The sequence below is a fragment of the Pararhizobium sp. IMCC3301 genome, from assembly GCF_030758315.1.
Lineage (GTDB): Bacteria > Pseudomonadota > Alphaproteobacteria > Rhizobiales.
Window position 1 is genome coordinate 4391245 of the sequence record NZ_CP132336.1, and the last position, 24868, is coordinate 4416112.

Annotated in this window: 23 protein-coding genes and 2 pseudogenes; 19 read left to right on the top strand and 6 right to left on the bottom strand. The window is 56.2% G+C overall.

Translation table 11 applies throughout. The features are described from left to right. The first annotated feature begins 43 nt into the window (after window positions 1–43). The 3 genes from RAL88_RS20865 to RAL88_RS20875 are packed head-to-tail and all read left to right on the top strand — an operon-like array spanning window position 44 to window position 2773. Window positions 44–937 carry a phytanoyl-CoA dioxygenase family protein gene (locus RAL88_RS20865; protein WP_306266131.1) on the top strand — a complete coding sequence of 298 codons (894 nt, stop codon included), beginning with the start codon at window positions 44–46 and terminating at the stop codon, window positions 935–937. Window positions 938–958: 21 nt separating this feature from the next. Next, window positions 959–1864 carry an NAD(P)-dependent oxidoreductase gene (locus RAL88_RS20870; protein ID WP_306266132.1) on the top strand — a complete coding sequence of 302 codons (906 nt, stop codon included), beginning with the start codon at window positions 959–961 and terminating at the stop codon, window positions 1862–1864. Continuing rightward, window positions 1865–2773 carry a DMT family transporter gene (locus RAL88_RS20875; RefSeq protein ID WP_306266133.1) on the top strand — a complete coding sequence of 303 codons (909 nt, stop codon included), beginning with the start codon at window positions 1865–1867 and terminating at the stop codon, window positions 2771–2773. Between the two features lie 147 nt (window positions 2774–2920). Here the strand turns inward: RAL88_RS20875 and RAL88_RS20880 are convergent, their stop codons facing one another. The 4 genes and pseudogenes from RAL88_RS20880 to aroQ form a co-directional block, all read right to left on the bottom strand. Then, window positions 2921–4657: a DUF6600 domain-containing protein gene (locus RAL88_RS20880; RefSeq protein ID WP_306266134.1), complete on the bottom strand. Its 1737-nt coding sequence runs from the start codon at window positions 4655–4657 to the stop codon at window positions 2921–2923. Window positions 4658–4711: 54 nt separating this feature from the next. Continuing rightward, window positions 4712–4927 (bottom strand): annotated as a pseudogene (locus RAL88_RS21765) (SH3 domain-containing protein); the annotation flags it as partial. A gap of 331 nt (window positions 4928–5258) precedes the next feature. Then, complete coding sequence (locus RAL88_RS20885; protein ID WP_306266135.1) at window positions 5259–6323, bottom strand: Gfo/Idh/MocA family protein; 1065 nt, start codon at window positions 6321–6323, stop codon at window positions 5259–5261. Beyond that, complete coding sequence (aroQ, locus tag RAL88_RS20890; protein ID WP_306266136.1) at window positions 6323–6772, bottom strand: type II 3-dehydroquinate dehydratase; 450 nt, start codon at window positions 6770–6772, stop codon at window positions 6323–6325. The genes RAL88_RS20885 and aroQ overlap by 1 nt, the downstream gene beginning before the upstream one ends. 150 nt (window positions 6773–6922) lie before the next feature. Between aroQ and RAL88_RS20895 the strand changes: the two genes are divergently transcribed. The 14 genes and pseudogenes from RAL88_RS20895 (at window position 6923) to RAL88_RS20960 (ending at window position 20791) form a co-directional block, all read left to right on the top strand. After that, the gene (locus RAL88_RS20895; RefSeq protein WP_306266137.1) at window positions 6923–7591 is read left to right on the top strand and encodes a GntR family transcriptional regulator; all 669 of its coding nucleotides are present in this window, start codon (window positions 6923–6925) and stop codon (window positions 7589–7591) included. A gap of 138 nt (window positions 7592–7729) precedes the next feature. Further along, window positions 7730–8728 carry a sialic acid TRAP transporter substrate-binding protein SiaP gene (locus RAL88_RS20900; protein WP_306266138.1) on the top strand — a complete coding sequence of 333 codons (999 nt, stop codon included), beginning with the start codon at window positions 7730–7732 and terminating at the stop codon, window positions 8726–8728. Window positions 8729–8755: 27 nt separating this feature from the next. After that, window positions 8756–9259, top strand: a complete 504-nt coding sequence (locus RAL88_RS20905; RefSeq protein WP_306266139.1) for a TRAP transporter small permease — start codon at window positions 8756–8758, stop codon at window positions 9257–9259. Then, complete coding sequence (locus RAL88_RS20910) at window positions 9256–10551, top strand: TRAP transporter large permease (protein ID WP_306266140.1); 1296 nt, start codon at window positions 9256–9258, stop codon at window positions 10549–10551. The genes RAL88_RS20905 and RAL88_RS20910 overlap by 4 nt, the downstream gene beginning before the upstream one ends. Beyond that, entirely contained in the window at window positions 10541–11425 is an 885-nt protein-coding gene (locus RAL88_RS20915) for a shikimate dehydrogenase (RefSeq protein WP_306266141.1), read from the top strand. The genes RAL88_RS20910 and RAL88_RS20915 overlap by 11 nt, the downstream gene beginning before the upstream one ends. 68 nt (window positions 11426–11493) lie before the next feature. Then, window positions 11494–11910 (top strand): annotated as a pseudogene (locus RAL88_RS20920) (3-keto-5-aminohexanoate cleavage protein); the annotation flags it as partial. Window positions 11911–12078: 168 nt separating this feature from the next. Further along, the gene (locus RAL88_RS20925; RefSeq protein ID WP_306266142.1) at window positions 12079–12849 is read left to right on the top strand and encodes an SDR family NAD(P)-dependent oxidoreductase; all 771 of its coding nucleotides are present in this window, start codon (window positions 12079–12081) and stop codon (window positions 12847–12849) included. A gap of 224 nt (window positions 12850–13073) precedes the next feature. Then, window positions 13074–14156 carry an ABC transporter ATP-binding protein gene (locus tag RAL88_RS20930; RefSeq protein WP_306266143.1) on the top strand — a complete coding sequence of 361 codons (1083 nt, stop codon included), beginning with the start codon at window positions 13074–13076 and terminating at the stop codon, window positions 14154–14156. 32 nt (window positions 14157–14188) lie between these two features. Further along, a complete protein-coding gene (locus RAL88_RS20935) occupies window positions 14189–15292 on the top strand; it encodes a PotD/PotF family extracellular solute-binding protein (protein WP_306266144.1) in 1104 nt (367 codons plus the stop codon). 77 nt (window positions 15293–15369) lie between these two features. Then, a complete protein-coding gene (locus tag RAL88_RS20940; RefSeq protein WP_306266145.1) occupies window positions 15370–16314 on the top strand; it encodes an ABC transporter permease in 945 nt (314 codons plus the stop codon). Further along, the gene (locus tag RAL88_RS20945; RefSeq protein WP_306266146.1) at window positions 16311–17111 is read left to right on the top strand and encodes an ABC transporter permease; all 801 of its coding nucleotides are present in this window, start codon (window positions 16311–16313) and stop codon (window positions 17109–17111) included. The genes RAL88_RS20940 and RAL88_RS20945 overlap by 4 nt, the downstream gene beginning before the upstream one ends. A 39-nt stretch (window positions 17112–17150) precedes the next feature. Continuing rightward, on the top strand, window positions 17151–18479 hold the full coding sequence (gene hisD, locus RAL88_RS20950) for a histidinol dehydrogenase (protein ID WP_306266147.1): 1329 nt from the start codon (window positions 17151–17153) through the stop codon (window positions 18477–18479). A 1-nt stretch (window position 18480) separates the two neighbouring features. Then, on the top strand, window positions 18481–19494 hold the full coding sequence (locus RAL88_RS20955) for a zinc-binding dehydrogenase (protein WP_306266148.1): 1014 nt from the start codon (window positions 18481–18483) through the stop codon (window positions 19492–19494). Continuing rightward, window positions 19487–20791 carry a hypothetical protein gene (locus RAL88_RS20960; RefSeq protein ID WP_371932125.1) on the top strand — a complete coding sequence of 435 codons (1305 nt, stop codon included), beginning with the start codon at window positions 19487–19489 and terminating at the stop codon, window positions 20789–20791. Before RAL88_RS20955 ends, RAL88_RS20960 begins: the two co-directional genes overlap by 8 nt. Window positions 20792–20837: 46 nt before the next feature. Here the strand turns inward: RAL88_RS20960 and hutC are convergent, their stop codons facing one another. After that, a complete protein-coding gene (gene hutC / locus RAL88_RS20965; RefSeq protein WP_306266149.1) occupies window positions 20838–21587 on the bottom strand; it encodes a histidine utilization repressor in 750 nt (249 codons plus the stop codon). A gap of 73 nt (window positions 21588–21660) precedes the next feature. On the opposite strand from hutC, the gene RAL88_RS20970 reads away from it, so the two are divergent. Continuing rightward, window positions 21661–22218, top strand: a complete 558-nt coding sequence (locus RAL88_RS20970) for a HutD family protein (RefSeq protein WP_306266150.1) — start codon at window positions 21661–21663, stop codon at window positions 22216–22218. Here the strand turns inward: RAL88_RS20970 and RAL88_RS20975 are convergent. Beyond that, entirely contained in the window at window positions 22208–23575 is a 1368-nt protein-coding gene (locus RAL88_RS20975) for a formimidoylglutamate deiminase (protein ID WP_306266151.1), read from the bottom strand. The two genes, RAL88_RS20970 and RAL88_RS20975, sit on opposite strands and share 11 nt — an antisense overlap. A gap of 75 nt (window positions 23576–23650) precedes the next feature. Here RAL88_RS20975 and hutI point away from each other — a divergent pair, with 75 nt between their 5' ends. Further along, entirely contained in the window at window positions 23651–24865 is a 1215-nt protein-coding gene (gene hutI / locus RAL88_RS20980) for an imidazolonepropionase (RefSeq protein WP_371932126.1), read from the top strand. Window positions 24866–24868: the final 3 nt, after the last annotated feature.

Here is a 24868-nt window from a genome sequence, read left to right on the forward strand (position 1 = left end):
CCGGAAACTGAGGGACTGGTGCAACATGGCAGACAGGATGGCAATGAAACAGCCTGAAACCCTTACAGTGGACCAGATCGGTTTTTATCAGGACAATGGTTATCTGATTCTGGAAAACCGGGTCCCGATGGATATCATTCGCTCCATCAGAGATGAGATTGCGCGCTTTGCCGGCGAGGCCCGGTCACTGACACAATCGAATGACCGGCTCGATTTGGAAACCAGTCACACGCCGGACGAACCTCGGGTGCGGCGCATCAAGCTGCCGCACACCATCAGCCCGGTCATCAAACAGTTGATGCTCTCCGATCATATTCTGGCACCGGCGCGCGATCTGCTTGGGCCGGATATCAGGCTGCACACCACCAAGTTGAACATGAAATCGGCTAATTACGGCGCTGCCATCGAATGGCATCAGGATTTCGCCTTCTATCCTCACACCAATGATGACGCCCTGGCAATTGGCGTCATCATTGATGATATGCACAGCGAGAATGGCCCGTTAATGGTTTTCCCCGGCTCCCACAGGGCTCCGATTCACGACCATCATGTCGATGGCGTGTTTGCCGGTGCGATGGATCTGCAGGCCTGCGGGTACGAGCTGAAGGATGCGGTGGAACTGTGCGGCCCGGCGGGCTCTATCTCGCTGCATCACGCGCGTATCGTCCACGGCTCCGCCCTCAACACGTCAGCTCATGATCGCCGCCTTCTGTTTTATGAAATGCTCGCCGCCGACGCCTTTCCGATCATGGGTTCGATGACGAAATTCGATACAATCGACGAATATGATTCGCGGATGCTGTGCGGCAGCCCGACCCTGCATCCGCGGCTGGCGGAAATTCCTGTCCGGGTGCCGCAACCGCAGCCAGACAACAACAAATCAATCTATGAAGTGCAGTCTTCCTTGAAGAATCGAACTTTTAAAACTCTCATGTAAGTATTTGATAAAAGGACTAAAATGTCAAAACCCTCTATCGGCTTTATCGGCCTTGGACTGATGGGCTCCGCCATGTGTCAGCGCCTGCTGGACCTGTCCTATCCATTGACGATTGTGGCCAACCGGTCTCGCGGAAATGTCGAGAAGGCTGTGGCTCGCGGTGCGGTTGAAGTAGCAACGGCGCGCGAAGTGGCCGAACGCAGTGATATCATCATGCTGTGCATGGACACCTCCGCATCGGTTGAATCCCGCATGTTCGGCGATGATGGCGTGATTGCCGGCCTGAAACCGCAAGCCGTGGCGATTGACTTCGGCACCTCGCTGCCGAAGTCTACGCGCACGATCGGCGAGGCTGTTTCTGCCAGCAATGCCGCCTATCTGGATGCGCCGCTGGGCCGGACACCGGCTCACGCATTGAACGGCGAGTTGAATATCATGTGCTCGGGCGATCGGGATGCCTATGACCGGGTCGAGCCGGTTCTCAACGATCTTGGCGAGAACGTGTTTCATCTTGGCGCGCTCGGATCGGGCCACACCATCAAGCTGATCAACAATTTTTTCGCCATGACCACGGCGAACGCCATGGCTGAAGCGTTTGCGATGGCGGATCAGATGGGCGTCGACCGTGAAAAGCTGTATGCTGTGATGTCTGCAGGACCGTTGCATTCAGGCATGATGGATTTCATCAAGGCCTATGCCGTTGACGGTAAACCGGATGCTCTGGCCTTTGCTGTCAGGAATGCCAAAAAGGATGTCGGCTACTACGCGCAGATGGCATCTAATGTGAATGTCGATTCGATTATGTCGAAATCGGTGCGCGAGGTGCTTGCAGCCGCCACGGATGATGGTTTTGGCGACCGCATGATTCCTGAAATGGTGGATTATCTGTCGAAGAAATATTCTGATTCCGGTTCAAGTCAGTCCTGAATGTCCGGGCTTCTCGCAAAGGCGAACGAAGATCGTGTGATGACAGGCATTGTATTGATGCTTGGCGCCTATCTGTTTTTTGCTTTCATTGATGTCAGTGCCAAATGGCTTGCTCTGGCAGGACTTCCGGCCCTGCAATTGGCCTTTATGCGCTATCTCGGTCATTTCCTGATCTCGCTTTTCCTGATCGCAAAAGGAGGCCTGTCGATGAACCGGTTCTCCAGCGAGAAAATGGGTCTTGTGCTGTTGCGCGCAGCGTTGTTGATGGGATCGACTATCCTCAATTTCATTTCGGTCCGCTATCTGCCTTTGACACTGACTTCGACGATCCTGTTTTCCGCACCGATTATCATCTGTGCCCTGTCCTGGCCGCTGCTGGGTGAGCGTGTCGGTTTCTGGCGCTGGAGCGCCATCATGATCGGATTTGTCGGCATTCTGATTGCCATACGCCCGTTCGACGAAAGCTTCCACTGGGCGGTGACACTCTCGCTTGGCGCGGCCTTCTGTTTCGCGCTGTATTCCATATTGACACGAAAGCTGGCGGGTATTGTCGCCGTTGACACAATGCAGTTTTATTCGGGGCTGGTTGGCACCATGGTGCTGTTGCCTTTTGCCGTCTCCCTCTGGCAGAATCCGGCCACCGGGTTCGACTGGACTATCATGGTCGCAATGGGAATTTTTGGCTGGTTGGGGCACCAGTTGCTGACCAATGCACACCGATTTGCCCCGGCCAGCACCTTAACCCCATTCGGATATACGTTTATTCTTTATCTGACGCTGGCGAGCTACTTCGTGTTTGACCATCTGCCGGACCGCTGGACGATCCTCGGCGGTTCAATCATCATCGTCTCAGGCCTGATAATCTGGTTCCGTGAGCGAAAGCTGAGCCGGGTTCCTGACCCGATGTAGGCTGATAGGAGAAAAACTGCGCTCTCCGATCAGCGAAGAGGGATTAATCTGAAGAACAACAAATGTAGAGATGAAACGCTCTAGCTCTGCAATCGTCCAGGTCTGGAATGAGAGTGGCCGGGCAACGTGCCCGGCCACTTCTGTTGCTTACTGCGGCGTCACGCAGGCACCCTCCGGTCCGACCACCTGGCCCTCGGGGCACTGCGGTTGCGGCAGGGGCTCTGGCGCCGGGGCTGGCTCGGGCGCGGCCTGAGGTGCCGGTTCCGCAGCGGGCGCAGGCTCGGGAGCAGGTGCTGGCTGCGGCGCAGGCTCAGCGGGAGCAGGTGCTGGCTGTGGTTCGGGCGCAGGTGCTGGCTGTGGCGCAGGTGCTGGCTGTGGCTCAGGCGCAGGCTCGGGAGCAGGTGCCGGCTGTGGCTGGGCCTCGGGCTGAGACTGTTCAGGCCCGGAGCAGCCACCATCTGCCTGCCGCATGGTTCCTTCGGCACAGGGTTGTGGCTCGACCGGCGCTATCGGTTCGGGCTGTGCTTCGGGAGCTGGCTGCGGCTCAGTCCGGGGTTGTGCCTCCTGCTGAGGTTGGGCTTCCGGCTGGGGCTGTGTCTCCGGCGTTACCACTTCTTGCGTCTCTCCAATCGGAGCGGCGCACAGGCCGTCCGGCTGACGCACTGTCCGTTCCGGGCAGGCACCGGTGTCCGCCGGCGCGCTTTGTACATCCGGTGCCGGCTGACCCTCCGCCGTCGGTAGCGGAGCGTCGGCTGCCGGTGTCTCCGGCGTCAGTTCCTCGGCCGCCTGGGCAGCCTCTGCGGCAGGTACCGCGCAAGTGCCATCCGACTGCCGGATCGTGCCGGTTTCGCAGGCTTCGACACCCTCCGGCGCCGGGCCCTCCTGCACCGCTTCCGCGGTCGGAGCGCTGGCCAGATCGCCTTCCATCGCGACGCCTTCCATCGGAGGCGCAGATGTCACGGCTTCCGGTGGCACCTGGTTCGCTGCCGGAGCCGGGGGCACATTCGCCTCGGTCGTTGGCTCGGTGCCTTCCTGTCCGGCGGTGTTGGCTTCTTGCGTCGCCTGTTCTTCGGTCGCCACGTCCGGCGGCGTTTCACTCGGAGCCAGCGCCTGCGGTTCGGGGTGGTAGATCTCCAGCGTGTTGCCTTCAATCTGGCCGCCCTGTTGCTCCGAGGCTGTCAGCGCAATATCGCGCACCTGCACCGGCTGGCCGCTGGCTTGCTCGACATAGGTGACGTCGATGTAGTTGTTGATGACGACATTGTTGACGACGTTGACGGTGCCGACTTCCTGGCTGTTGTTGATGATGTTGACGACGTTATTGTTGTCGCCGATTATCACGTTCTGGATGTTGTCGCTTTGGAAGTCCTGGTTGCGCACCACGCGCCAGTAGTAGTTCGGGATGTCGCCGAATGAAATGTTGACGCTGAGGCCGAACGAGTCGTCACGCTCGGGTGGTAACGGCGCCCAGGCGAGATGGTCGTTGTCGCGGCGCCAAGCGACCCAGGCCGGTGCCCAGGTGGTTCCGGGTACCCAGAACCAGCCGTAACGCGGCGAATAGGCCCAGCGGCCATAGTGGTAGGTCGCCCATCCAAACGGTTCGCTGGACACCCAGGTCCAGCCGTTGCGGTTTGTATAGACCCAGCGCCCTTCAGTGTAGGGACGCCAGTCCGAACGGACCCGCGGCACCCAAACATAGCGACCACTGACATCGACCCAGCGACCATACGCGGAAAGCGGACGGTAGAACGAACCGACCGTGACATTCACCGAACCGCCGCCGGCATAGATGTTCAACTGAGCGTAGAACGGCCGCTCGCGATAATAGCGGTCCCAGTAAGTGTTGATGTTGAAGGCAACAGTGGGAAGATAGGCGTAGCGCACATAGCTCGCGATGGAGAGCCGGGTGTTGCGATACGGAACGGTGAGATAGCTTGCGCTGAACCATCCGCGATAGCCGCGATAGGAACCGTCGCACCAGGTGAGGTTGCGGACGCACCCGAACAGGGTCACCGGAGCACCCTGGGGGACGACGACCAGCACGGGGTAGCGTGTGTCGGGCCCCGCACGTTGGTTCAAATTGGTGGTGGTATTGGCGTAGACTTGCTGCGCGTTGGCCACGCTAGGGATGGACATTGCAGCAGCCACCAACATGCCGGCGACCACAGATCTCGTTATCAGATGCTTCAGAACGTGCACAGGGCCGCCTCCTTTAAACCAATATTCCCCAGATGAATGAGGAACCGCAGCATCTTTGCAGAAGTTGTTTTGAATGTGGCGGTGTCAGAGGAACTTGACGATTTTAATCTCGATCTAATTTTTACTGCATCGCCAAGTAAAATTCTTTCAAATAGTTATCTTCGCTATGAACATTGCCGGAACAAATCCGAGACCAGCCCGGATTGCAATGGCGGAAGATCATGGCCAGACCACAGCGGACGGCGATGCGAAATCCAGGAACCGCAGAACGCCAGAGGCGGCGAGTTCAAGTGGGTTTGACTAAAACGGCCCCGTCTCGGATATGAACCGTTTGTGATGTTTCAGCCGAGCGCATGATGGCGTCAACAACTTGCAGCGTTTTCAGACCTTCTCTGGCCGGGACAAGGGGTGGCTCGCTGTCGGTGATCACTTTGGCGAACTGGCGGATTTGCCGCAGCAGTGGATCTTCGTTGGCGACCGGAAAAACCGTGGCCGAAATCGGTTCCCACCAGCTGCGTTCGCCGGGGTTCTGCCACAGCTTTGCCGCCGGCAATTCAAGCGATCCGCGGGTTCCACCGATGAGATAGCAATGTTGCCGGGCATTCGGGTAGGCCGGGTTTTCCCCGGCACTTAATTCCCAGCTCCAGGGCGCGACGATGGTATCGGATACATTCACCGTGCCCAGAGCACCATTGGCGAATTTCAGCATGATGGCGCAAGTATCCTCAACCGCATGGCCGCGTATCCGGTTGGAAGTCATGGCGTGGACAATGACGATCTCGCCGACCAGATGGCGCAGCAGGTCAATATCGTGAATGAGATTGAGATAGACCGGGCCGGCTCCCGCCGTGCGGCGCCATTCCACCTCGAAATAATCGTCCGGCTTCATCAACCAGAACATGCCATGAACCGAAACGATTTCACCGATGGTACCGGCTTGCAGATGCGCTTTTGCAGAAGCTATGAGCGGATTGTGACGCCGGTGATGGCCCACCAGCAATGCTATACCGGAGGCTTCAGCTGCCTCCACCAGTGCAGTAGCGCCAGCCAGATTTACAGCCAGTGGTTTTTCAATCAGGGCAGGGACCCCAGCAGCGACACATTGAAGCCCGTTTTCGACATGAAGCTGGTTCGGCGTTGAGATCACCACGCCGTCAACCTTGCTGGCCTGAAACAGCGCATCCAGACCCGGATACCAGGACACATCAAGATCCTTGGCGAGACGTTGTGCCGGCTCCGACGGATCGACAATCGCAGCCAGCTCTGTGGTGTCATTTGCCAGAATAGCGGCGATGTGACGTTGCCCGATAAGACCGGCCCCCGCCACCGCAAGGCTTGCGACTTTCGTCATCACCCTGGTGTGTTGTTATCGATCAGGCTGACGGCGCGGCGCAGCGCCAGCTGATAGCCTTCAGTACCCATTCCGGCAATGACGCCATCGGCACGCAGGGCCACATAGGAATGGTGGCGGAACGCTTCGCGCTGGTGCACATTCGAAATATGCACTTCCATGACCGGCCCCTCAAACGCCTTCAGCGCATCAAGTATGGCAAGGCTGGTATGTGTGAACGCGGCGGCATTGATGATGATGGCTGCGCCGCTCTCGCGTGCCTCATGAATCCAGTCAATCAGTTCATATTCGCGATTGGATTGATGAAACCGGATATCGACATTCAGCGTCTTCGCAAGACGGCTGCAGGCGAGCTCCACATCGGCCAGGGTTTCGTGGCCGTATATATCAGGCTGGCGTTTGCCCAGCAGGTTGAGGTTTGGTCCGTTGAGGATGAAAATCAGAGGCACAGCTAAACTCCATTGGGTCCGGTACGATGGTTTGACAGTCCAAAACCCACAATCCGGCAGGATTCAGTGGATTTCTCAAAAATATCCTATAAAATAGTATTTGTCCTATAAATTTGAGCGCCGTCAAGGTGCTTTCGAATCGGAGTGGTGATGAGCAGAGCAACAGAGCGCGACTCTGTCGGAGATCAGGTCTACCGGGCGATCCGCCAGGACATCATTTTCGGCAAATTGACTCCGGGCCAGCGTTTGCGGCTGGAAGCGTTGCGCAAGCGCTATGATGCCAGCGTCACGACGCTACGTGAAATCCTCAGCCGGCTGACGTCAGAAGGCTTTGTCACTGCGGAAGGTCAGCGCGGTTTTGAAGTCACCAACGTTTCACCCACTGATTTGAATGAAATTGCTGAACTGCGTATTCTGCTTGAAAGTCATGCACTTGCGAAGTCATTCGAAGCCGGGGATCTGGATTGGGAGGTCCGTGTCGTCGCCGCACATCATAAGCTTCAGGCGTTGGAAAAACGCATGGCGGCAGGGGATGAGTCCGTGCGCGAGGAGTGGAAACGCAGCGACTCGGAGTTTCATCACCGGCTGATCGAGGGCTGTGGCTCTCGACAATTGCTGCAAAGTCATAACACTATCTTTGACAAATATCTGCGCTATCAGATGCAGACCCTGACCTTCAGGGGTGAAATTGCCGCCAGCGAGCACAGGGCTCTCCTCGAGGCAGCTCTTGCCCGCGATGCCAGAACAGCGGTGACAATTCTGAAAACGCACATTTCGAATGGTGTGAAACATGCCGAGACAGCAGGTTTTGCGGTATGAGCATTTCTTGCCGGTATATCCATTAATGTCCTATGATTTATGGAGTATAGGTGGAACGAAAAAGAGGAGTATGTAAAAGTCGAGCCGAGTTATTGCTTCATTTTTTCTGATAACAAAATTTTCCGGGAGGAAATCTCAATGAAATCACGTCTCACCCGCCGTGCGCTTATGGGCGCATCAATGGCTGCCGGACTGTTTGCCGCAATCGCCGGACAGACAGCTTTTTCTGCTGAAAAGGTCACGCTGCGTCTGTCATCGCCATCGTCTGACACAGATCAGCGTGCTGTTGCGCTGATGAATGTGTTTGCACCTGCAATTTCCGAATTCGCGACGTTGGAGCCGCATTGGAACGCATCGCTTTTCAAGCAGGGCACCGAGCTGGAAGCCATTGCCCGCGACAATCTGGAAATGTCGATCGCCTCGGCCCAGGAACTGGCCGTGTTCTTTCCTGAATTCTCGATCTTTACCGCCGGCTATGTGCACCGTGATGCGGCGCATCAGGTCGCCGTCTTCAACGATCCGCTGATGGACCCGTTCAAAAAGAAGGTTGAGGACGAACTCGGCGTCAAATTGTTAAGTGTGATGTATCTTGGACGCCGTCACGTCAATCTGAGGACCGACAAGAAAGTCATGACGCCGGATGATCTTGCCGGTGTGAATTTGCGTATGCCCGGCAGCGATGCCTGGCAGTTCCTCGGCAAGGCGCTGGGCGCAAACCCGACGCCAATGGCGTTTACCGAAGTCTATACAGCGCTTCAGACCGGTGCTGTCGATGGCCAGGACAATCCATTGCCAACAGTGGTCGATGCCAAATTCTATGAAGTTACGAAACAGATCATTCTGACCAGTCATCTGGTGGATTTGAACTACATTGCCATGTCGAAGAAGGTGTTTGACAGTCTGACACCTGAACAGCAGACGACGCTGCAGGCGGCCGCGGATGCGGCTGCAGAATCCGGCCGCCAGGCGCAGTTGAAGAAAGAGGAAGATCTGGTGTCTTTCCTGAAGGAACAGGGTCTGGATATCTATGAGCCTGATCTGGATGCGTTCCGCAGCCGGGTTCAGGGCATGTATCTGGAATCGGAATTTGCAGAGACATGGCCGGAAGGTGTCCTGGAAAAGATCAACGCGCTGTAATCAGCACGGCCCGGAAGGCGATCCTCTATGCGGTCCGCATTCCGCTGGATGAACACAGCAGCTGAGGGCGTGGCGGCGGCAATGCTTGCCGCCATGTTTCTCACTTTCGTTCTGCAGGTGTTTTCCCGATACGTGCTGGTCAATCCGATTGGCTGGACACTGGAATTATGCCTGACCTTGTGGGTCTGGATCGTGTTCTGGGGCAATGCATTTGTCGTGCGCGACAAGGATCATGTGGCGTTTGACATACTCTATCTGTCAGTACCGCCCGGTCCACGCCGGATTCTGGCTCTGATTTCGGCGGCAGCCATCGCCGTCGGGCTTGCCGTCTCTCTGCTCCCGAGCTGGGACTATATTGATTTTCTGAAAATCAAGAAAAGCCCGCTGCTGAAAATTCCGTTGCGTACGGTGTTCAGCATTTATGCGGTGTTTCTGATTGCCGTGATCGTCGCCTACAGCGTCAGGTTTGTGACAATTTTCCGCCATGGCGCGCCCGAAGACCGCGCTGAGCGCGAGGCCGCAGAGCAATGAGTGTGGAATTTGCGCTGTGTCTGCTGACCCTGTTCCTGCTGGCGTCAATCGGCACACCGATCGGTTTTTCGATACTCGTGGCCGCGATCTTCTATCTGGCGGCGGCCGGGCAGGACATTGGTCTGGCCGGTGAACAGATATTGCAGGGGCTCTATGAAAGTTTTGTACTGCTGGCGGTGCCGCTGTTTATAGTGGCCGCCAATATCATGAATGCCGGCACCATTTCCGAGCGTTTGCTGAATTTCTGTGTCGCCGCCGTCGGACGGTTTCGAGGTGGCCTTGGCCATGTCAATGTGGTGGCATCACTGATTTTCTCCGGCATGTCGGGATCTGCGGTCGCCGATGCCGCCGGCATTGGCAAAATCATTGTGGAAATGATGACGCGGGACAACCGTTACCCGCCGGGATACGCCGCCGCCATCACCGCCGCCTCGGCCACCATCGGTCCGATCATTCCGCCCTCCATCCCGATGGTGCTCTACGCATTGGTCTCAAATTCCTCGATTGGTTATTTGTTTCTAGGTGGCATCATGCCGGGCCTTGTCATTGGAGCCGTACTGATGGGGCTGAATTACTACCTGTCGGTGAAGCGCGGCTTCGCCCTTGAAGACCCGGTACCGCTGAAAGAATTGCCGCGTCATACCGCCAACGCCTTTCCGGCTCTGCTGATGCCCGCCATTCTTCTGTACGGCATCTATGGCGGCGTGACGACACCGACGGAGGCCGCGGCCGTTGCCGCCGCTTACGCGTTGTTGCTGTCTGCCCTGTTTTACCGGGCCCTCAGCTTCCGAGCACTTTACCAGATTCTGGTAAGCTCGGCGCGCTCATCTGCAGCGGTCGGCCTGCTGATTGGTGGCGCGCTGATCCTCAATTATGTCGTTGTTTCGGAGAATATTCCCAATGTACTGGCCAAAAACCTGGTCGGTCTTGATGTCCACCCGCTGGTGTTTCTGTTATCCGTCAATCTGCTGCTGCTGGTGCTTGGATGCGTGCTGGACGCAACGACGATCATACTGGTCATTCTGCCGCTGTTCCTGCCGGCAAGCCGCGAATTGGGGATTGATCTGATCCATTTCGGCGTGGTCGCGGTGGTCAACACCATGATCGGCCTGGTGACCCCGCCCTACGGCATCTTGCTGTTCGTCATCAATGCTGTGACCGGAATTTCATTGCGTCAGATTATTGGCGAGATATGGCCGTTTCTTGGCGTTCTGGTGTTTGCCCTGCTGCTGTTGATCCTGTTTCCTGATATCATATTGTGGTTACCGCGGGTCTTTGGCTATGCCGGATAACAGCACCTTCCCAAGACATCTCAGGCTCGGCCTTATCGGCGATAATATCGCCGCGTCGCAGGCTCCGGGATTTCATCGACTGGCCGGCGTTCAGTGCGGACTTGATGTCACTTACGACCGGCTGGTTCCCAGCCGGATGGAAATGGATTTCGACACTCTGTTTGCGCATTGCGCCAGCTCCGGCTTTCACGGCATCAATGTGACCTATCCTTATAAGGAGCGCGTCGTGCGCCATGTCGAAATCCCCGATCCAATCGTGGCTTCGATTGGCGCGGTGAACACGGTTCTGTTCGGGCCGGGCACGCCGCGCGGCTACAATACCGACCATTCCGGGTTTATCGCCGCCTATCGCTCGGTCAGAGAAAGCCGCACTCCCGGCAAGGTTATCCTTGTCGGCACCGGCGGTGTGGGCCGGGCCGTAAGCTTTGGCCTGCTGAGCCTGGGCGCTGAAGAAATATGTCTGCTCGATCAGGATATCGGCAAGGCAACGTATCTGGCCGCCGATCTTCAGGCGGCAGCTGCAGATTGCCGCATTACCGTATCACAGGATGCGGCAATCAGCGCGCGAGGGGCTGATGGTTTTATCAATTGCACCCCTGTCGGCATGGTCGGTTATGAGGGAACGCCGCTGCCGGCTGGCCTGTTGCGTGGTGGGTCCTGGGCATTCGATGCTGTCTATACACCGGTCGAGACCCGGTTTCTGAGCGATTCCGCTGCGGCTGGGCTGGAAATCATCTCCGGTTATGAATTGTTTTTCAACCAGGCTGTCGACGCCTGGAAATTATTTGCCGGAGCGCCGCTCGACAGTGCCTGGATGCGGCGGGATCTGGCAGCAAATGCCGCCAACGGCGATCAGATCGGACGGCAATCATGAAAACCGCAATTGCGACAGTCTCAATCTCCGGCGATCTGACCGAGAAACTCGCTGCCATTGCCTCAGCAGGTTTTGATGGGATTGAGATTTTCGAGAATGATTTTCTGGCAGAGCAGTTCGGATCTGCCGTGCAGCATCTGGCCTTTGCCTGCGAAGATATTTTTTCAACTGCCAAATTGCTGCAATCCTCTGGATTCCGGCCGCTGCAGATTTCGGCCAATTACTATGATGATCTGGCAGCCAGATTTGCCCTTGATGACGCTATGCTGCAATCCCTGCGGAACCAGAACATCCTCTATGACCGCGATGACGGCGGCGAATATTTCCAGCTTTACAGCCCCAATTACCGCGCGGGATTCTTCTTCGAAATCGTCGAACGCAGAAGCGATTATAAGGGCTATGGCGCTGCCAATGCGCAGTTCAGGATAGCCGCACAAAAGCGCACTCTGCCGGGCAGGGGCATGCCGGGTACACCGCGAAGCTGAGGGCTGGATTCATCACACTATCCAAATCTCTACGGATACAGACCTTTGAGCGCCAGGCGGAGGATCTTATCCAACTGATTCATTCGGGCCTGCGAATCTGCAAATCTATTGCGTATGCGCGAGCGATATGAATAGACATAAAGATTATTTGACAAGGAGGTTTTCTCAATGGCGCTGTCACTGTTTGATCTGTCCGGGAAAACTGCTCTGGTGACCGGTGCCAGCCGGGGATTAGGCCGGGCAATGGCGATTGGATTGGCGGAAGCTGGTGCCAACCTGATTGTCACCTCAAGAAACCTTGACGCTCTTGAAGACACGAGGACTCAGATTTCCAAGGCTGGCGGTACGGCTCATCCCCTGGAACTGGACGTACAGGATGTGTCTTCCATCGCCGAACGTTTTGCCGCAATTGACCAAAAATATGCTGGGCTTGATATCCTCGTCAACAATGCCGGCTATGAAGAAGTCTGCCCCTCTCTGGAGGTGTCGGAAGCGCTTTGGGACAGAATTACCGGGACCAATCTGAAGGGGGCTTTTTTCTGCGCTCAGGCCGCAGCAAAAAGCATGGTCGGCTCCGGCCGCGGCGGTGCCATCATCAATGTCTGCTCTTTGACATCCTATGTCGGCGTGCCCACGGCTGTGCCTTACGGATCATCAAAATCCGGCTTGCTGGGAATGACGCGTGCGCTGTCAGCGGAGTGGGCGCAAAACTGGATTCGCGTCAATGCCATCGCCCCGGGTTATTTCAGAACGGACCTGACCGATGTTTTTTATCAGGATCAGGACTGGCAACAGGCTATGCTGAAAAAAATTCCCCTGGGTGCTTTCGGCAAGGCGGATGATCTGCAGGGCGCAATTGTATTTCTGGCAAGCGATGCGTCGAGCTATGTGACCGGTCAGTGCCTTGGCATTGACGGGGGCTATCTGGCGTCGATCTGAAGGTTTTGATCAAAGCAATGAGGCCATCCCATCGCGTGATCAGGTTGGAGCGGGGATTTAAATCGAATGCGCACTCGCGGCTTGACATTTTAGCGAGCCGAGTTTCCTATGTATAGACATAACACTCTGCTGGATGAAACAATGGCTGGAAAACTGAAACAGTCGACAAGGCTCAGATAGTGAAGACAAACTCTATACCGGCTGTTTCAGCATCCGATGTTACGATGCAATTTGGTGATTTTCAAGCTGTCAAGGATGTTAGTTTTGAATTGGAGAATGGTCGCTTTCTGACAATCCTCGGCCCATCAGGTTCAGGGAAAACGACCTTGCTGCGGATGATTGCCGGGTTTCTCAAACCGACCAGAGGTGAGATATTCATCAACGGAAAAGCAGTCAATGCGGTCGCCCCTAACAAGCGTTCGGTTGGCATGGTGTTTCAGAGACTGGCGCTGTTTCCGCATATGACCGCCGCACAAAATGTGGCGTTTCCACTGAAAATGCGCCGATTTGATGCGCGCAAAATTCCCGACAGAGTATCGGATTACCTTAATCTGGTTCGGCTTTCAGGTTTTGAAAACCGGCGTATCAACGAATTGTCCGGTGGGCAGCAGCAGCGCGTCGCCATTGCCCGCGCGTTGGTGTTCGAGCCCGATCTGTTGTTGCTGGATGAGCCGCTTGCCGCGCTTGACAGAAAGCTGCGCGAGGAAATGCAACTGGAATTCCGCCGCATCCAGAAAGAGCTGGGAGTGACAACCATCAATGTCACTCACGATCAGCGTGAGGCCCTTGTCGTGTCCGACCAGGTGATTGTCATGGATGAGGGAGAAATTCAGCAGGACGCATCTCCCAGGCAGATGTACCGCAATCCCGGTAATCCCTTCGTCGCCAATTTCATTGGCGTTACGAATGTATTTGAGGGCAGGGTGACGTCGGTCGACGACGATATAGCCAGACTTGAATCAGCTGGCATTGATCTGTCCGGCGTGGTGCGCGGGCAAGCTGAAAAGATGGTTCCGGGAATAAGGGTTTGCTGTGCGGTCCGGGCCGAGCAGATCCGAATTTCCGCGCAGCAATACGGCCCTGATGAGCTTGATACGGTTTTGAAGGGCACCATTGCCGATGTCATTTTCGAAGGCGAACGTCTGCTCTACGAGGTTTTCGTTCCGGAACTGGGCAGTCAGCCGGTGCGGATTTTTCATCACGATCAAAACGACTTTGCAACTCACGAGTTGGGAGTCACAGTCCACATTGGGTGGGCAACCCGCGACCTTCATGTATTTGTCGCGGACCAAACCGGTCCGACATAAGTTGGGCCATAACCGCAAACAGGGAGTCTATCATGACCATAGACAAGACGATGAACAGACGAGATCTCTTGAAAACGTCAGCGGCAGTGGGTGCTGCCGGCGCGTTCACGCTCAGCACACCTTCCATTCTGCGAGCGGCGGAGCATGACAAGCCAGCCGAACTTATCGTCCGTGCCTGGGGCGGCCCCTGGGTGGAAGCACTCAAGGCTGGTGTCTCCGACCCGTTTACCGCAAAAACCGGAATTCGCGTCAAGCATGATCTGACCGAAGATAATGAGATTCAGCCGAAAGTCTGGGCCGCAGTCGCCCAGGGACGGACACCACCGATCCATATCAACTGGGATACCACGACCAACGCCACCAAATCCGCTTTGCGCGGTGTTTGTGAGGATCTATCCGATCTTCCTAACATCAAAGGCACCACAGACCTTGCCAAACCCGTTGGTGTAGAGGGATACCCCATCGTTAATACCTATGGTTATGTCTATGTTCTGGCATACCGCCCCTCTGCCTTCCCCGATGGCCCGCCCAAATCCTATCACGATCTGCTCGATCCGAAATTCAAGGGTCGCATAGCGTTCTACAATGATGGCATCGGATTCCATTTCCCGGCACAAATCGCCGGCGGTGGCACGCTGGACGGTATTCCCGACAATATGGGCCCGGCCTGGGATTTCATTACCAAAATGAAGGAGCAAAATCCGCTGCTGGGCGAGGATCCTGACTTCGTGACCTGGTTCCAGAACGGTGAAATCGATGCTGCGTGCACGATTTCCACGAACGCGCTCGGTGCCAGGAAAAACGGTGTCGATATCGCATGGACGGTACCGGAAGAGGGCAGCAAATTCGATACTGACGGCCTCTGGATTCCGAAAGGCCATTCCGAGGGTGATCTGTATTGGGCACGCGAATATATCAACATGGCGCTGACCAAAGAAGCTCAGCAGGTCTGGCTCGACGGTCTGGGCCTGCCCGGTGTGGTGCCAGGTCTTACGCCTCCGCCAGGAATGGCCGGTGATCCGGCCTATCCGACCAAGCCTGAGGATTTTGAGAAGCTTATTCGCATTTCCGGCAAGGTCCAGGTCGAAAATGAAAGTGAGTGGTTCTCCAAGTTCAAGCAGATCATGCAGGGCTGACCAGCTTCGCTCTGAACCCCGCCGCCGGGCGGCACAATTTCGCCCGGCGGACCCTGAAACCCACTCGGAAAGCGGCAATGCGACGCAGCAAATCTTCATACCCAGCCGCTTGGCGGATCATGGATCTGCTGGAAGCGGCCTTCGCGGCCCTCTGGCCGAAAGGCGGTGGAAAATACACCCCGTATCTGATGCTGATGCCTGCCATTCTGCTGGTCGGCACTCTAGTGGTCGGGCTGCTCTATATCGCCGATTCCTCACTGCGCACGCTGGACCGGACGACGTTTCAGTTTTCCGACTATTGGACCATTCAGAATTACATTCGGGCGTTCTCCGAACCTTTCATGTTTACCGTATTGTGGCGCAGCCTTCTCGGCGCTGTGATTGTGACCATCGTTACGCTGTGCCTGGCCTTTCCCTATGCCTATATGATGGTTCGCACCAACAATTCGGCGCTGCGCAAATTCCTGCTGATAGCGCTGTTCCTGCCGTTTTTCATCGGCCAGGTTGTGCGCGCTTACGGCTGGCTCATCATTCTGGGCAATCAGGGCATCGTCAATGACATGCTGGGGCTTGTGGGCGTGGAGCCGCTGCGTCTGCTGTTCAACTATCCCGCTGTGCTGTTCGGTCTTGTCCAGTACATGCTTCCTTTTGCCGTCCTGATGCTGGCTCCGGCCATGACGGCCATCCCTGAGGAGATTGAAGCTGCTGCCGGTTCTCTGGGCGCAAACTGGGTCCGGACCATGAGCCATGTGGTGATCCCGATGGCAAAGCCCGGTCTGATTGGCGCCGGCATTGTGGTGTTGACCCTGTCGCTGACGGATTTTGCCATGCCGGCCATCCTGGGCGGCGGTTCGCAGGATTTTATTGCCAATGCGATTTACGACCAGTTTTTCCGCACCTCCGACCAAGGGTACGGATCAACTCTGGCGCTTCTGCTGATTGCATTGGGGTCGATGCTGGTCGGATTGATATTTGGCGTCTTTGGAGCCGGCACTCTGGCCTTGGGGGGGCACGGCAAATGAACCGCGCCCGCTCTCAGTCCGTCGTTTTCTGGTGTCTCGTCATATTGACCCTGGTGACCCTGTCTGCGCCGACATTTGTCGTGCTAGGTGCGTCGTTCACATCAGGCAACATCATTCAGTTTCCGCCAAATGGCTTTTCACTGAAATGGTATGGTAAAATTATCGGTGAACCAGACCTCAGAGACGCCTTTCTGCGCTCACTCTGGGTTGCGTTTATCTGTGTAGCCGTGTCCTTGCCTACGGGCACACTCGCCGGAATTGCCTTGGCAAAATACGCTATCAGAGGCGGCAATCTGATCCAGACATATTTGCTGCTGCCCTTTACCATCCCGTTGATCGGATCGGGTATCGGCCTGATGCTAGCCTTTGGCGATGCCGGCATTCTTGGCAATCTGTGGCCGGTCGGAATTGCCATGGCAGTCATCAATCTGCCGTTCATGATCTGGGCGGTGTCTTCCAGCGCCGCCAGTCTTGATCCTGATCTGGAACTGGCCGCCGAAAGCTGCGGTGCTGGCCCGGTCCAGACTTTCTTTTCCGTCACCCTGCCAGCTGTCACGCCAGGTGTCATCACCGGCTCGCTGCTGATGTTCATCCTCTCGCTGAATGAATTTCTGGTCAGCCTGCTGCTCGTCGACGCCCGGATCGTGACCTTGCCGGTGCAGATTTACAATTCGATCCGATCCATCATCACCCCCGATCTGGCTGCCGTTTCGGTGGTGTTCATCGTGGTGGCGACGCTTGCCATTGCCGCGCTGGATAAGCTGGTTGGCCTGGAAATATTCCTGAAGTCAAAATAAGCCGTCCTGTAGGACGCAGTCGAGGAAGGCCAACAAGTCATGTCATCAGCATCGTTCTACGAAACCAGGGATTTGAGCGCCAACGCCTATGCCGCTCTGATGAAACGGTCAGAAGCGGACCTGTCTGGCTTCATGGAAAAGGTCGACCCCATCATTGCAGCCGTCAAAAACGAGGGTGATGCTGCATTGGTGCGGTTCGGACAGGATTTTGACGGTGCAAAGCCGCTTACGGAAGCCACATTGAAGGTCAGCGAAGCCGAGTTCGATGCAGCCTTTGACAGCGTCGACGCCGAAGTTATTGAAGCCATCACATACGGAATTGCCAATATTCGGTCATTCCATGAGGAACAAAAACCTGCTGCAATGTGGATGAAGGAAATTCGTCCGGGGGCTTTTGCCGGAGACCGCTATACGCCAATCCGCTCGGTGGCGCTTTACGTGCCGCGCGGCAAAGGCGCATTTCCATCCGTTACCATGATGACGGCGGTTCCCGGCGTGGTTGCAGAAGTGCCGGAGCTGGCAATTTTCACGCCGCCAACGCCCGATGGTTCGGTTGACGCTGCGACCCTGGTGGCCGCCCGGCTTGCAGGCGTCGGCACGGTTTATAAATGCGGTGGTGCGCAGGCTGTGGCTGCTGCAGCATTTGGCACTCAGACTATCAAGCCCGCGCTGAAGATTGTCGGTCCCGGCAGCCCTTGGGTCGTGGCTGCAAAAAGGCGGCTATCGGACGTCATCGATCCGGGCCTGCCGGCCGGACCCTCCGAGGCGATCATCTTTGCTGATGACAGCGTTCATGGCGGTCTGGCCGCGCTCGATCTGCTGATTGAAGCGGAACACGGGCCGGACAGTTCCGCCTATCTGGTGACCCATTCGCGACGGGTTGCCGAGGAAGCGCTGGCTGCATTGCCCGAGCACTGGGCGCAGATGAGCGAGCAGCGCGTTGCCTTTTCAAAAGCGGTTCTTGGCGGTTCCAGCGGCGGCATCCTGCTGACCGCATCGCTGGAGGAAAGCTATCAGTTCATCAATGATTATGCGCCGGAGCATCTTGAACTGTTATCGACCGCGCCGTTCGAGCATCTTGGCCACATCACGGAAGCTGCTGAAATTCTGATGGGGCCGCACACGCCGGTCTGTATCGGCAATTTTGCACTTGGTCCCAATGCGGTGCTTCCCACCAGCCAGGGCGCGCGCACTTACGGTCCGTTATCGGTACATGATTTCGTCAAATGCTCCTCAATTGGCTATGTCACCAGACCGGCCTATGCGGAAATGGCGAAACACGCGCGGGTCCTGGCCCGCTATGAAGGCTTCTCCTCCCACGAAAATGCTGTTTCGCCAATGCGGGACAAATATCTCGGTGCCAACTGAGATGAAAGCAGTCAGGCTCTATGATCCGCTCGATCTGAGATGCGAAACTGTCGCCATGGCACCCGATCCGGGACCTGATGAAGTGCGGGTCCGGGTTGCTTATGCCGGAATTTGCGGATCGGATATTCACAATTTCAAAACCGGGCAGTGGATTACCCGGAGACCCTCGATTGCCGGACATGAATTTTCGGGATGGGTGGATGCAATCGGCAAAAATATCAGCAAATTCAGCATTGGTGACAAAATTGTTGTGGATTCCCGGTTTTATTGCGGAAAATGCGTCAATTGTTGTTCGGGGAAGACGCATTTATGTGAAAATCTCGGCTTTGTCGGCGAGGCGATTGATGGTGGTTTCGCCGAATTCTCGACGCTGCCGGCAAAATTGCTCCTCAAATGTGCTGCCGATGCACGCCTCGATATCGTCGCGCTGGCGGAACCACTGGCGGTTGCGCTTCACGCGCTGAAGCGCCTGGCGCTGCCGGATGATGAACCTTTGCTGATTATCGGTTGCGGCCCGATTGGAGCTTTGGCAGCTATCGCAGCCAACTGCCTGTCGCCCCGGCCGCTGCTGATTTGTGATGTGAACGCCGCCCGCGTCTCACATACCGCCAAACTGTCCGGCGCGACGCCGGTCGATCTGTCGAGCCTGAGGCAATTTGACAACCCGGCCGGACAACCGCTGCGTTATGTCCTGGATACCACCGGCAATGTCGGCGTGATCTCTTCCCTCATTCAATCGCTCACCGGCTGCAGCATTGGCCTTGTCGGCATTGGCTCCGGCGATCTCACATTCGATCCGGTTATGCTGGTCGAGCGGGAAATCACGGTTTTGGGCTGTCATGCCTTTTTCGATGAATTGCGCCAAGCTGTCGATCTGCTGCAGTCCAAACCGGAAAAATTTGAAGCTGTGATCGGTCAGAAGATCACCCTGGATCAGACTTTGCAGAGCTATCAGAGCATTGCCTCCGGCCAGTCGGCGGCAATCAAAACCCTGATCGAGATCAATCATGTCTGACCACCCGCCTGTCGGTACCATGTCGCGCACAGCTCGCATCCGCAGTCTTGCCAAGTCGAATGAGGCCGCGGCACTGGCCGAACTGACGGCTTTCCTGCAGGAAATTTTTTCGATCAAGATATCGGACCCTGCCATCAATTATGATCGCTATTCGCTGAATTCTTTAAATGGCTTCTTCCGGATCGGCGCAGAGGAGTTCTTCTTCAAATTTCATCAGGAGGAGGGTGAAGAGGACATGAGCGGTGAATATTACCGTGCCGACCTCATCGCAAAGGCCGATCTGCCGGTTGATCTGCCGGTTTTGAAATCGGTCCAGCCGGGCGAGCAGATTCTGGTCTATCGCAAACGCGAAGACCAGCGCTTTTCTGATGTCCTGCGTGCCCTCGATGAGACAGCTGATGACGCGCTTGAAGCACTGGCAGTGGAAGCGGAACGCGGGCTCAACGAAAAAATCACAGCAGTTGCGGTCAAGACGTTGCATCCGGTTACCAGACAACAGGTCCGCAATGAACCGATTCACCGGCTGTTTTACGAACGTCTGATTGATCCGGCGACAGGAGCGGTGCCCGGCGGCCGCTATAAAAGCTTCTATATTGGCCACAGATTCACATTTCCGGGCGCAGAGCTGTCCTGGGATGAATTATCCACCGCACAATTGGTGCTCAACGGCCAGCCGATGAAAGTGTCAATTGGAGACATTTTCAACGACGCCCTGAAAAACCTCCATCCTGACAATCTGACCGGCGCCGGAGGAATTGTTGCCCATGGCGACGCCCATAATGCAAATGTCTGGTTTGAAACAACAGCGGCACAGCCCAGACTGTCCTATTTTGATCCTGCTTTTGCCGGCGAGCACGTTCCTTCGCTGCTGGCCGAAGCAAAGGCCACCTTTCACAATATATTTGCCCACCCGTTCTGGCTCTATGATCCTCAGGATGCCGCCACAATTTTTCATGCTCGTGCCGAATATGCAGGCGGTGTTCTGTCGATCGAGACGGATTGGGCGCTCAGCCCGATCCGGCAGAAGCTTCTGAAAGCAAAGGCAATGTTCTTCTGGCAGCCATTTTTAAAGCATCTTCAGCAGCACAACATGCTGCCGGGCAATTGGCAGTCCACAATCCGCTCGGCACTGGCAATGTCACCGACGCTGGTCATGAACCTTCGAAGCGGCGCGGACCGGCACAATCCGGTGTCGTCTGCCATCGGCTTTTACGTCACCGCCCTGGCCGGTTCAAAACCAGTCAGCGGTGCCAATATGTTTACCGATTTCTTTGACCTGATTGACCCGAACAATTAGGGCTGGTCAATGGCTCGACATTGATAAAAATGCTCGGGCATCAGGGTCAGCTTTTTGGCGTGAACGTTGCAAATAACCGGTGCTGATCGCCGGGATAGGACAGTCTGGCCCAGGTCACATAGCCTTTTTCGTTCTGGGTGGTTCGCTCCATCACCAGGCAGGCATCGCCTTCAGTGATGCGCAGTGCGTTGGCCATCTCTCGCGAGGCGGAGCAGGCGGTAATCTGGTGTTCGGCCGTATTCCAGGGCACTTTTTGCAGCAGCCAGTTGCCGGGCGGATGCTGTTCAAAGCTGACGTGCTGAATTTCCGGGACCGCATTCAAGTTGATGATCCGCTCTTCAAAGCAAAACGGCACTTCATCGGCGTAATGTAGACATGCTATCTCGCGGATTTTTCTGACCGGACCAGACCCAAGCCGGTTATAATCCTCTGCTTTCTGATCCCTGATGACGTCGTGCTGGAGCTGATAGGAATAGTGTTTGCCGGCATCCTCGACCTCGGTCCGGATATTGGTAATCTGCAACGCTGCCGACAGGGATTGCGGTGCTTTGACGAAGGTGCCTGATTTTCTGTTTCTGACCAGCAGACCGGATTTGGTGAGTTGTGTCAGAACCTTGTTCACGGTCATCCGCGAACAGCCATACTCAAGGGCCATATCGGTTTCAAAGGGAATGCGAAAACCCGGCGGCCACTTGCCCGACACGATGTTTTCCTGAACCTCGTTCAGGATACGCAGGTGCAGGGACTGGGCTTTCTTTGGTTCGGTGTCCGGTTTGATTTTGATCTCAGAATTCATTTAATAAGTATATACATGTTCCAGCAATGCTGAAACCATCATTTACCAGAATCCGCCAAGAGTCAGTTCGACCGTGATAAACCACAGGTTTCATTTCGATTCAATTCCTGTCACACCCTGGAAAAACGCTGGCGGCGTCACCCGGCAAATTGCAAAATCCTGCCCCGGCGATCCTTTCTGGCGGCTCAGCATTGCCGGTGTTGAAAAAGACGGGCCGTTTTCCGGGTTCCCCGGATTGCACCGCATTCTGACGGTGGTATCCGGCGCGGGTATGACTCTGAATCTGCCGGATGGGGCGCGTCCTGCCGATCTGAACATTCCTGTGGGTTTCTCAGGCGATGTCCCGGTCGAAGGCGTGCTGCGTGACGGGCCGGTACAAAATTTCAATCTGATTTACGAGGCTGAAAAACTGGTTGCCAGAGTGCAGGTGGGTCCGATCGATACGCTGGATTTTATTGGCGGAGAGACAGGCATTCTCTGCGCTGTTTATTGTCTGTCCGGCAGCCTCGACCTTAACGGGCAAGAGACGTTGTTTGCCGGAAGCGGAATTCTGAATCCGACGGAATTGCCGCAACCAACCGGGCCGGAGACCACGCTTGCGCTGCATGTTGCGCTCGGCCTCAGGCATTGAGGGCGTTTGTCAGATCCCGGATCGCGCGACAGTAATTCGCTGTGATCCTGTCTCTCTGAATATGTCTGCCGTCCTTGACCATATGGCACCCGGCAGACCAGACATCTGAGACAACGCGATCATCGGCCGCAAAGCATAATCCGTCAAACAACTGATCGCCATGCAACGCGCATAATTGCGGATGTGTGCTGTCGATTGCGACCAGATCGCCAAGACAGCCGATTTCAAGCTTGCCCGCCTTGCGGTTGAGGGCCTGCGCGCCGCCGGCAGCTGCCCCCAGATACAGGGTTTTGCCGACAGAGCCTGCGCCATTGACCATGACATTGCGGCAAAGATCCCGCAGCCGCTGAGAATATTCCAGAGTCCGCAGTTCTTCTGTCAGCGAAATGCGGATATTTGAATCCGACCCAAGACCGAACGCACCAGCGGCGCCCAGATAGGCCGGTCCGTTAAACGGGCCATCCCCCAGATTGGCCTCGGTGATCGGGCAGAGCCCAACGACCGCGCCGGACTTCGCCAGACTGGCGGTTTCTGTCTGCGTCATATGGGTAGCATGAATGAGGCACCAGTTCGGCTTGACGTCCTGGTGTTTCAACAGCCATTGCACCGGCCGTTCTCCGAGCCAGTCCACAATATCGCTGACTTCCCTGGGCTGTTCTGCAATGTGAATATGGATCGGTCCGTTGCCGTGGCGGGAAACGACTTCCGCCAGATCATCCGGCGCAGTGGCGCGCAGAGAATGGGGTGCAATGCCCAGTCTGGTATCGCTCGGCATTGCTGTCATTGCTGCTTCAACAGCGCCCAGAAGCTCAGAAAAATCTTCCACGGAATTTCCAAACCGGAGCTGCCCGCCGCTCAGTTCAGCTTTGTTGGCGCCGCCATAGCTATAGAGCACAGGCAGGTGAGTGAGACCGATGCCGGTCTGCGCAGCGGCCGCAAGAATGCGCGTTGAAAGCTCGGCGCGATCATCATAGGGATGGCCACCCTGCTGGTGGTGGACATAGTGGAACTCACCAACCGAGGCATATCCGGCCTCTTGCATTTCCATAAAGACAAGGGCTGCGATTGCCTCCATATGGTCGGGCGTCAGATGATCGAGAAACCGGTACATCAGCGTCCGCCAGGTCCAGAAACTGTCCTGTCCTGCCGCGCGGAACTCTGTCATTCCAGCCATGGCCCGCTGAAAGCTGTGGCTGTGCAGATTGGACAGCGCCGGAAGCAATGTGTCGACCCGGATGTCAGCAGCACCGGCAGTTGCATTGTCTTCAATTCCGGCCACAACACCCTGATCGAGTGAAACGCGCACATTTTCCCGCCAGCCGGAGGGCAGCCAGGCGCGATTTGAAAAAATCTTCATCGGCATTCCTCTATGTATAGACATAATACTCTTAAGCGATTAGGATTGTATCTGGCAATCAAAATTTGAGCGAATATGGCCGAGCAACCTTACATTCTGACATGCCGTAATGTGGCAACCATGGATCGGGCAAATCCTGCACCCTACGGGGAGCTGGTGGAAGCCTCGATGGTTATTGAGAACGGCCTGATCGGCTGGGTCGGGAAAAGCGCAGACATGCCGCCCGACTATCGCCACCTGAAATCCCGTGATCTTGGCAATCGGCTTGTCACACCGGCGCTGATCGATTGCCACACCCATGTGGTTTCGGGCGGGAATCGGGCGCAGGAATTTGAAATGCGGCTGCAGGGCGCCTCTTATGAGGACATCGCCAAGGCCGGCGGCGGAATTGTCTCAACCGTCAAGGCAACGAGAGCTGCCAGCGAAGATGAGATGCTTGACGATGCTCTTGGCCGTGTCGATGCGATGATTGCGGAGGGCGTCAGCCTGATCGAAGTCAAATCCGGCTATGGTCTCGATCAGGAGACGGAACTGAAAATGCTGCGTGCCGCGCGGCGTATCGCCGAGATCCGGCCGGTCCGGGTAAAAACCTCGTTTCTTGGCGCGCATGCTGTTCCGCCGGAATACAGCGGCAAGGCCGACGCCTACATCGACACTGTCTGCATCCCAGCCCTGCGCGCGGCCCAAGCGGAAGGCCTGGTCGATGCGGTTGATGGGTTCTGCGAGAAAATCGCGTTTCTGCCGGACCAGATCGCCCGTGTGTTTGATGTCGCTGTGGAACTGGGCCTGCCGGTCAAGCTTCATGCCGAACAATTGTCAAATCTGGGCGGTGCCAAATTAGCGGCATCTTACGGGGCGCTTTCTGCTGATCATATTGAATACCTCGATGAGGCAGGCGTCCGCGCACTTGCAGCGTCCAAAACGGCGGCTGTCATTCTGCCGGGAGCCTATTACACACTTCGTGAAACCCGCATGCCACCGATTGCGCTGTTGCGAAATCACGGCGTTCCGATGGCTGTTGCGACGGATTGCAATCCCGGCTCGTCGCCGCTTTCATCGCTTCTGCTGGCGATGAACATGGCCTGCACCCTGTTCCGGCTGACACCGGAAGAGGCACTGGCCGGTACCACCCGCAACGCCGCTCTGGCGCTTGGCGTCAGCGACAGCGGGGTCATCGCGGCTGGCAAACGCGCTGATCTTGCCATCTGGAACGCGCAGCACCCGGCAGAACTGTCCTACCGCATCGGATTTAACCCACTGGAAAAACGTATCTTCGGAGGCGAAACTTGACGC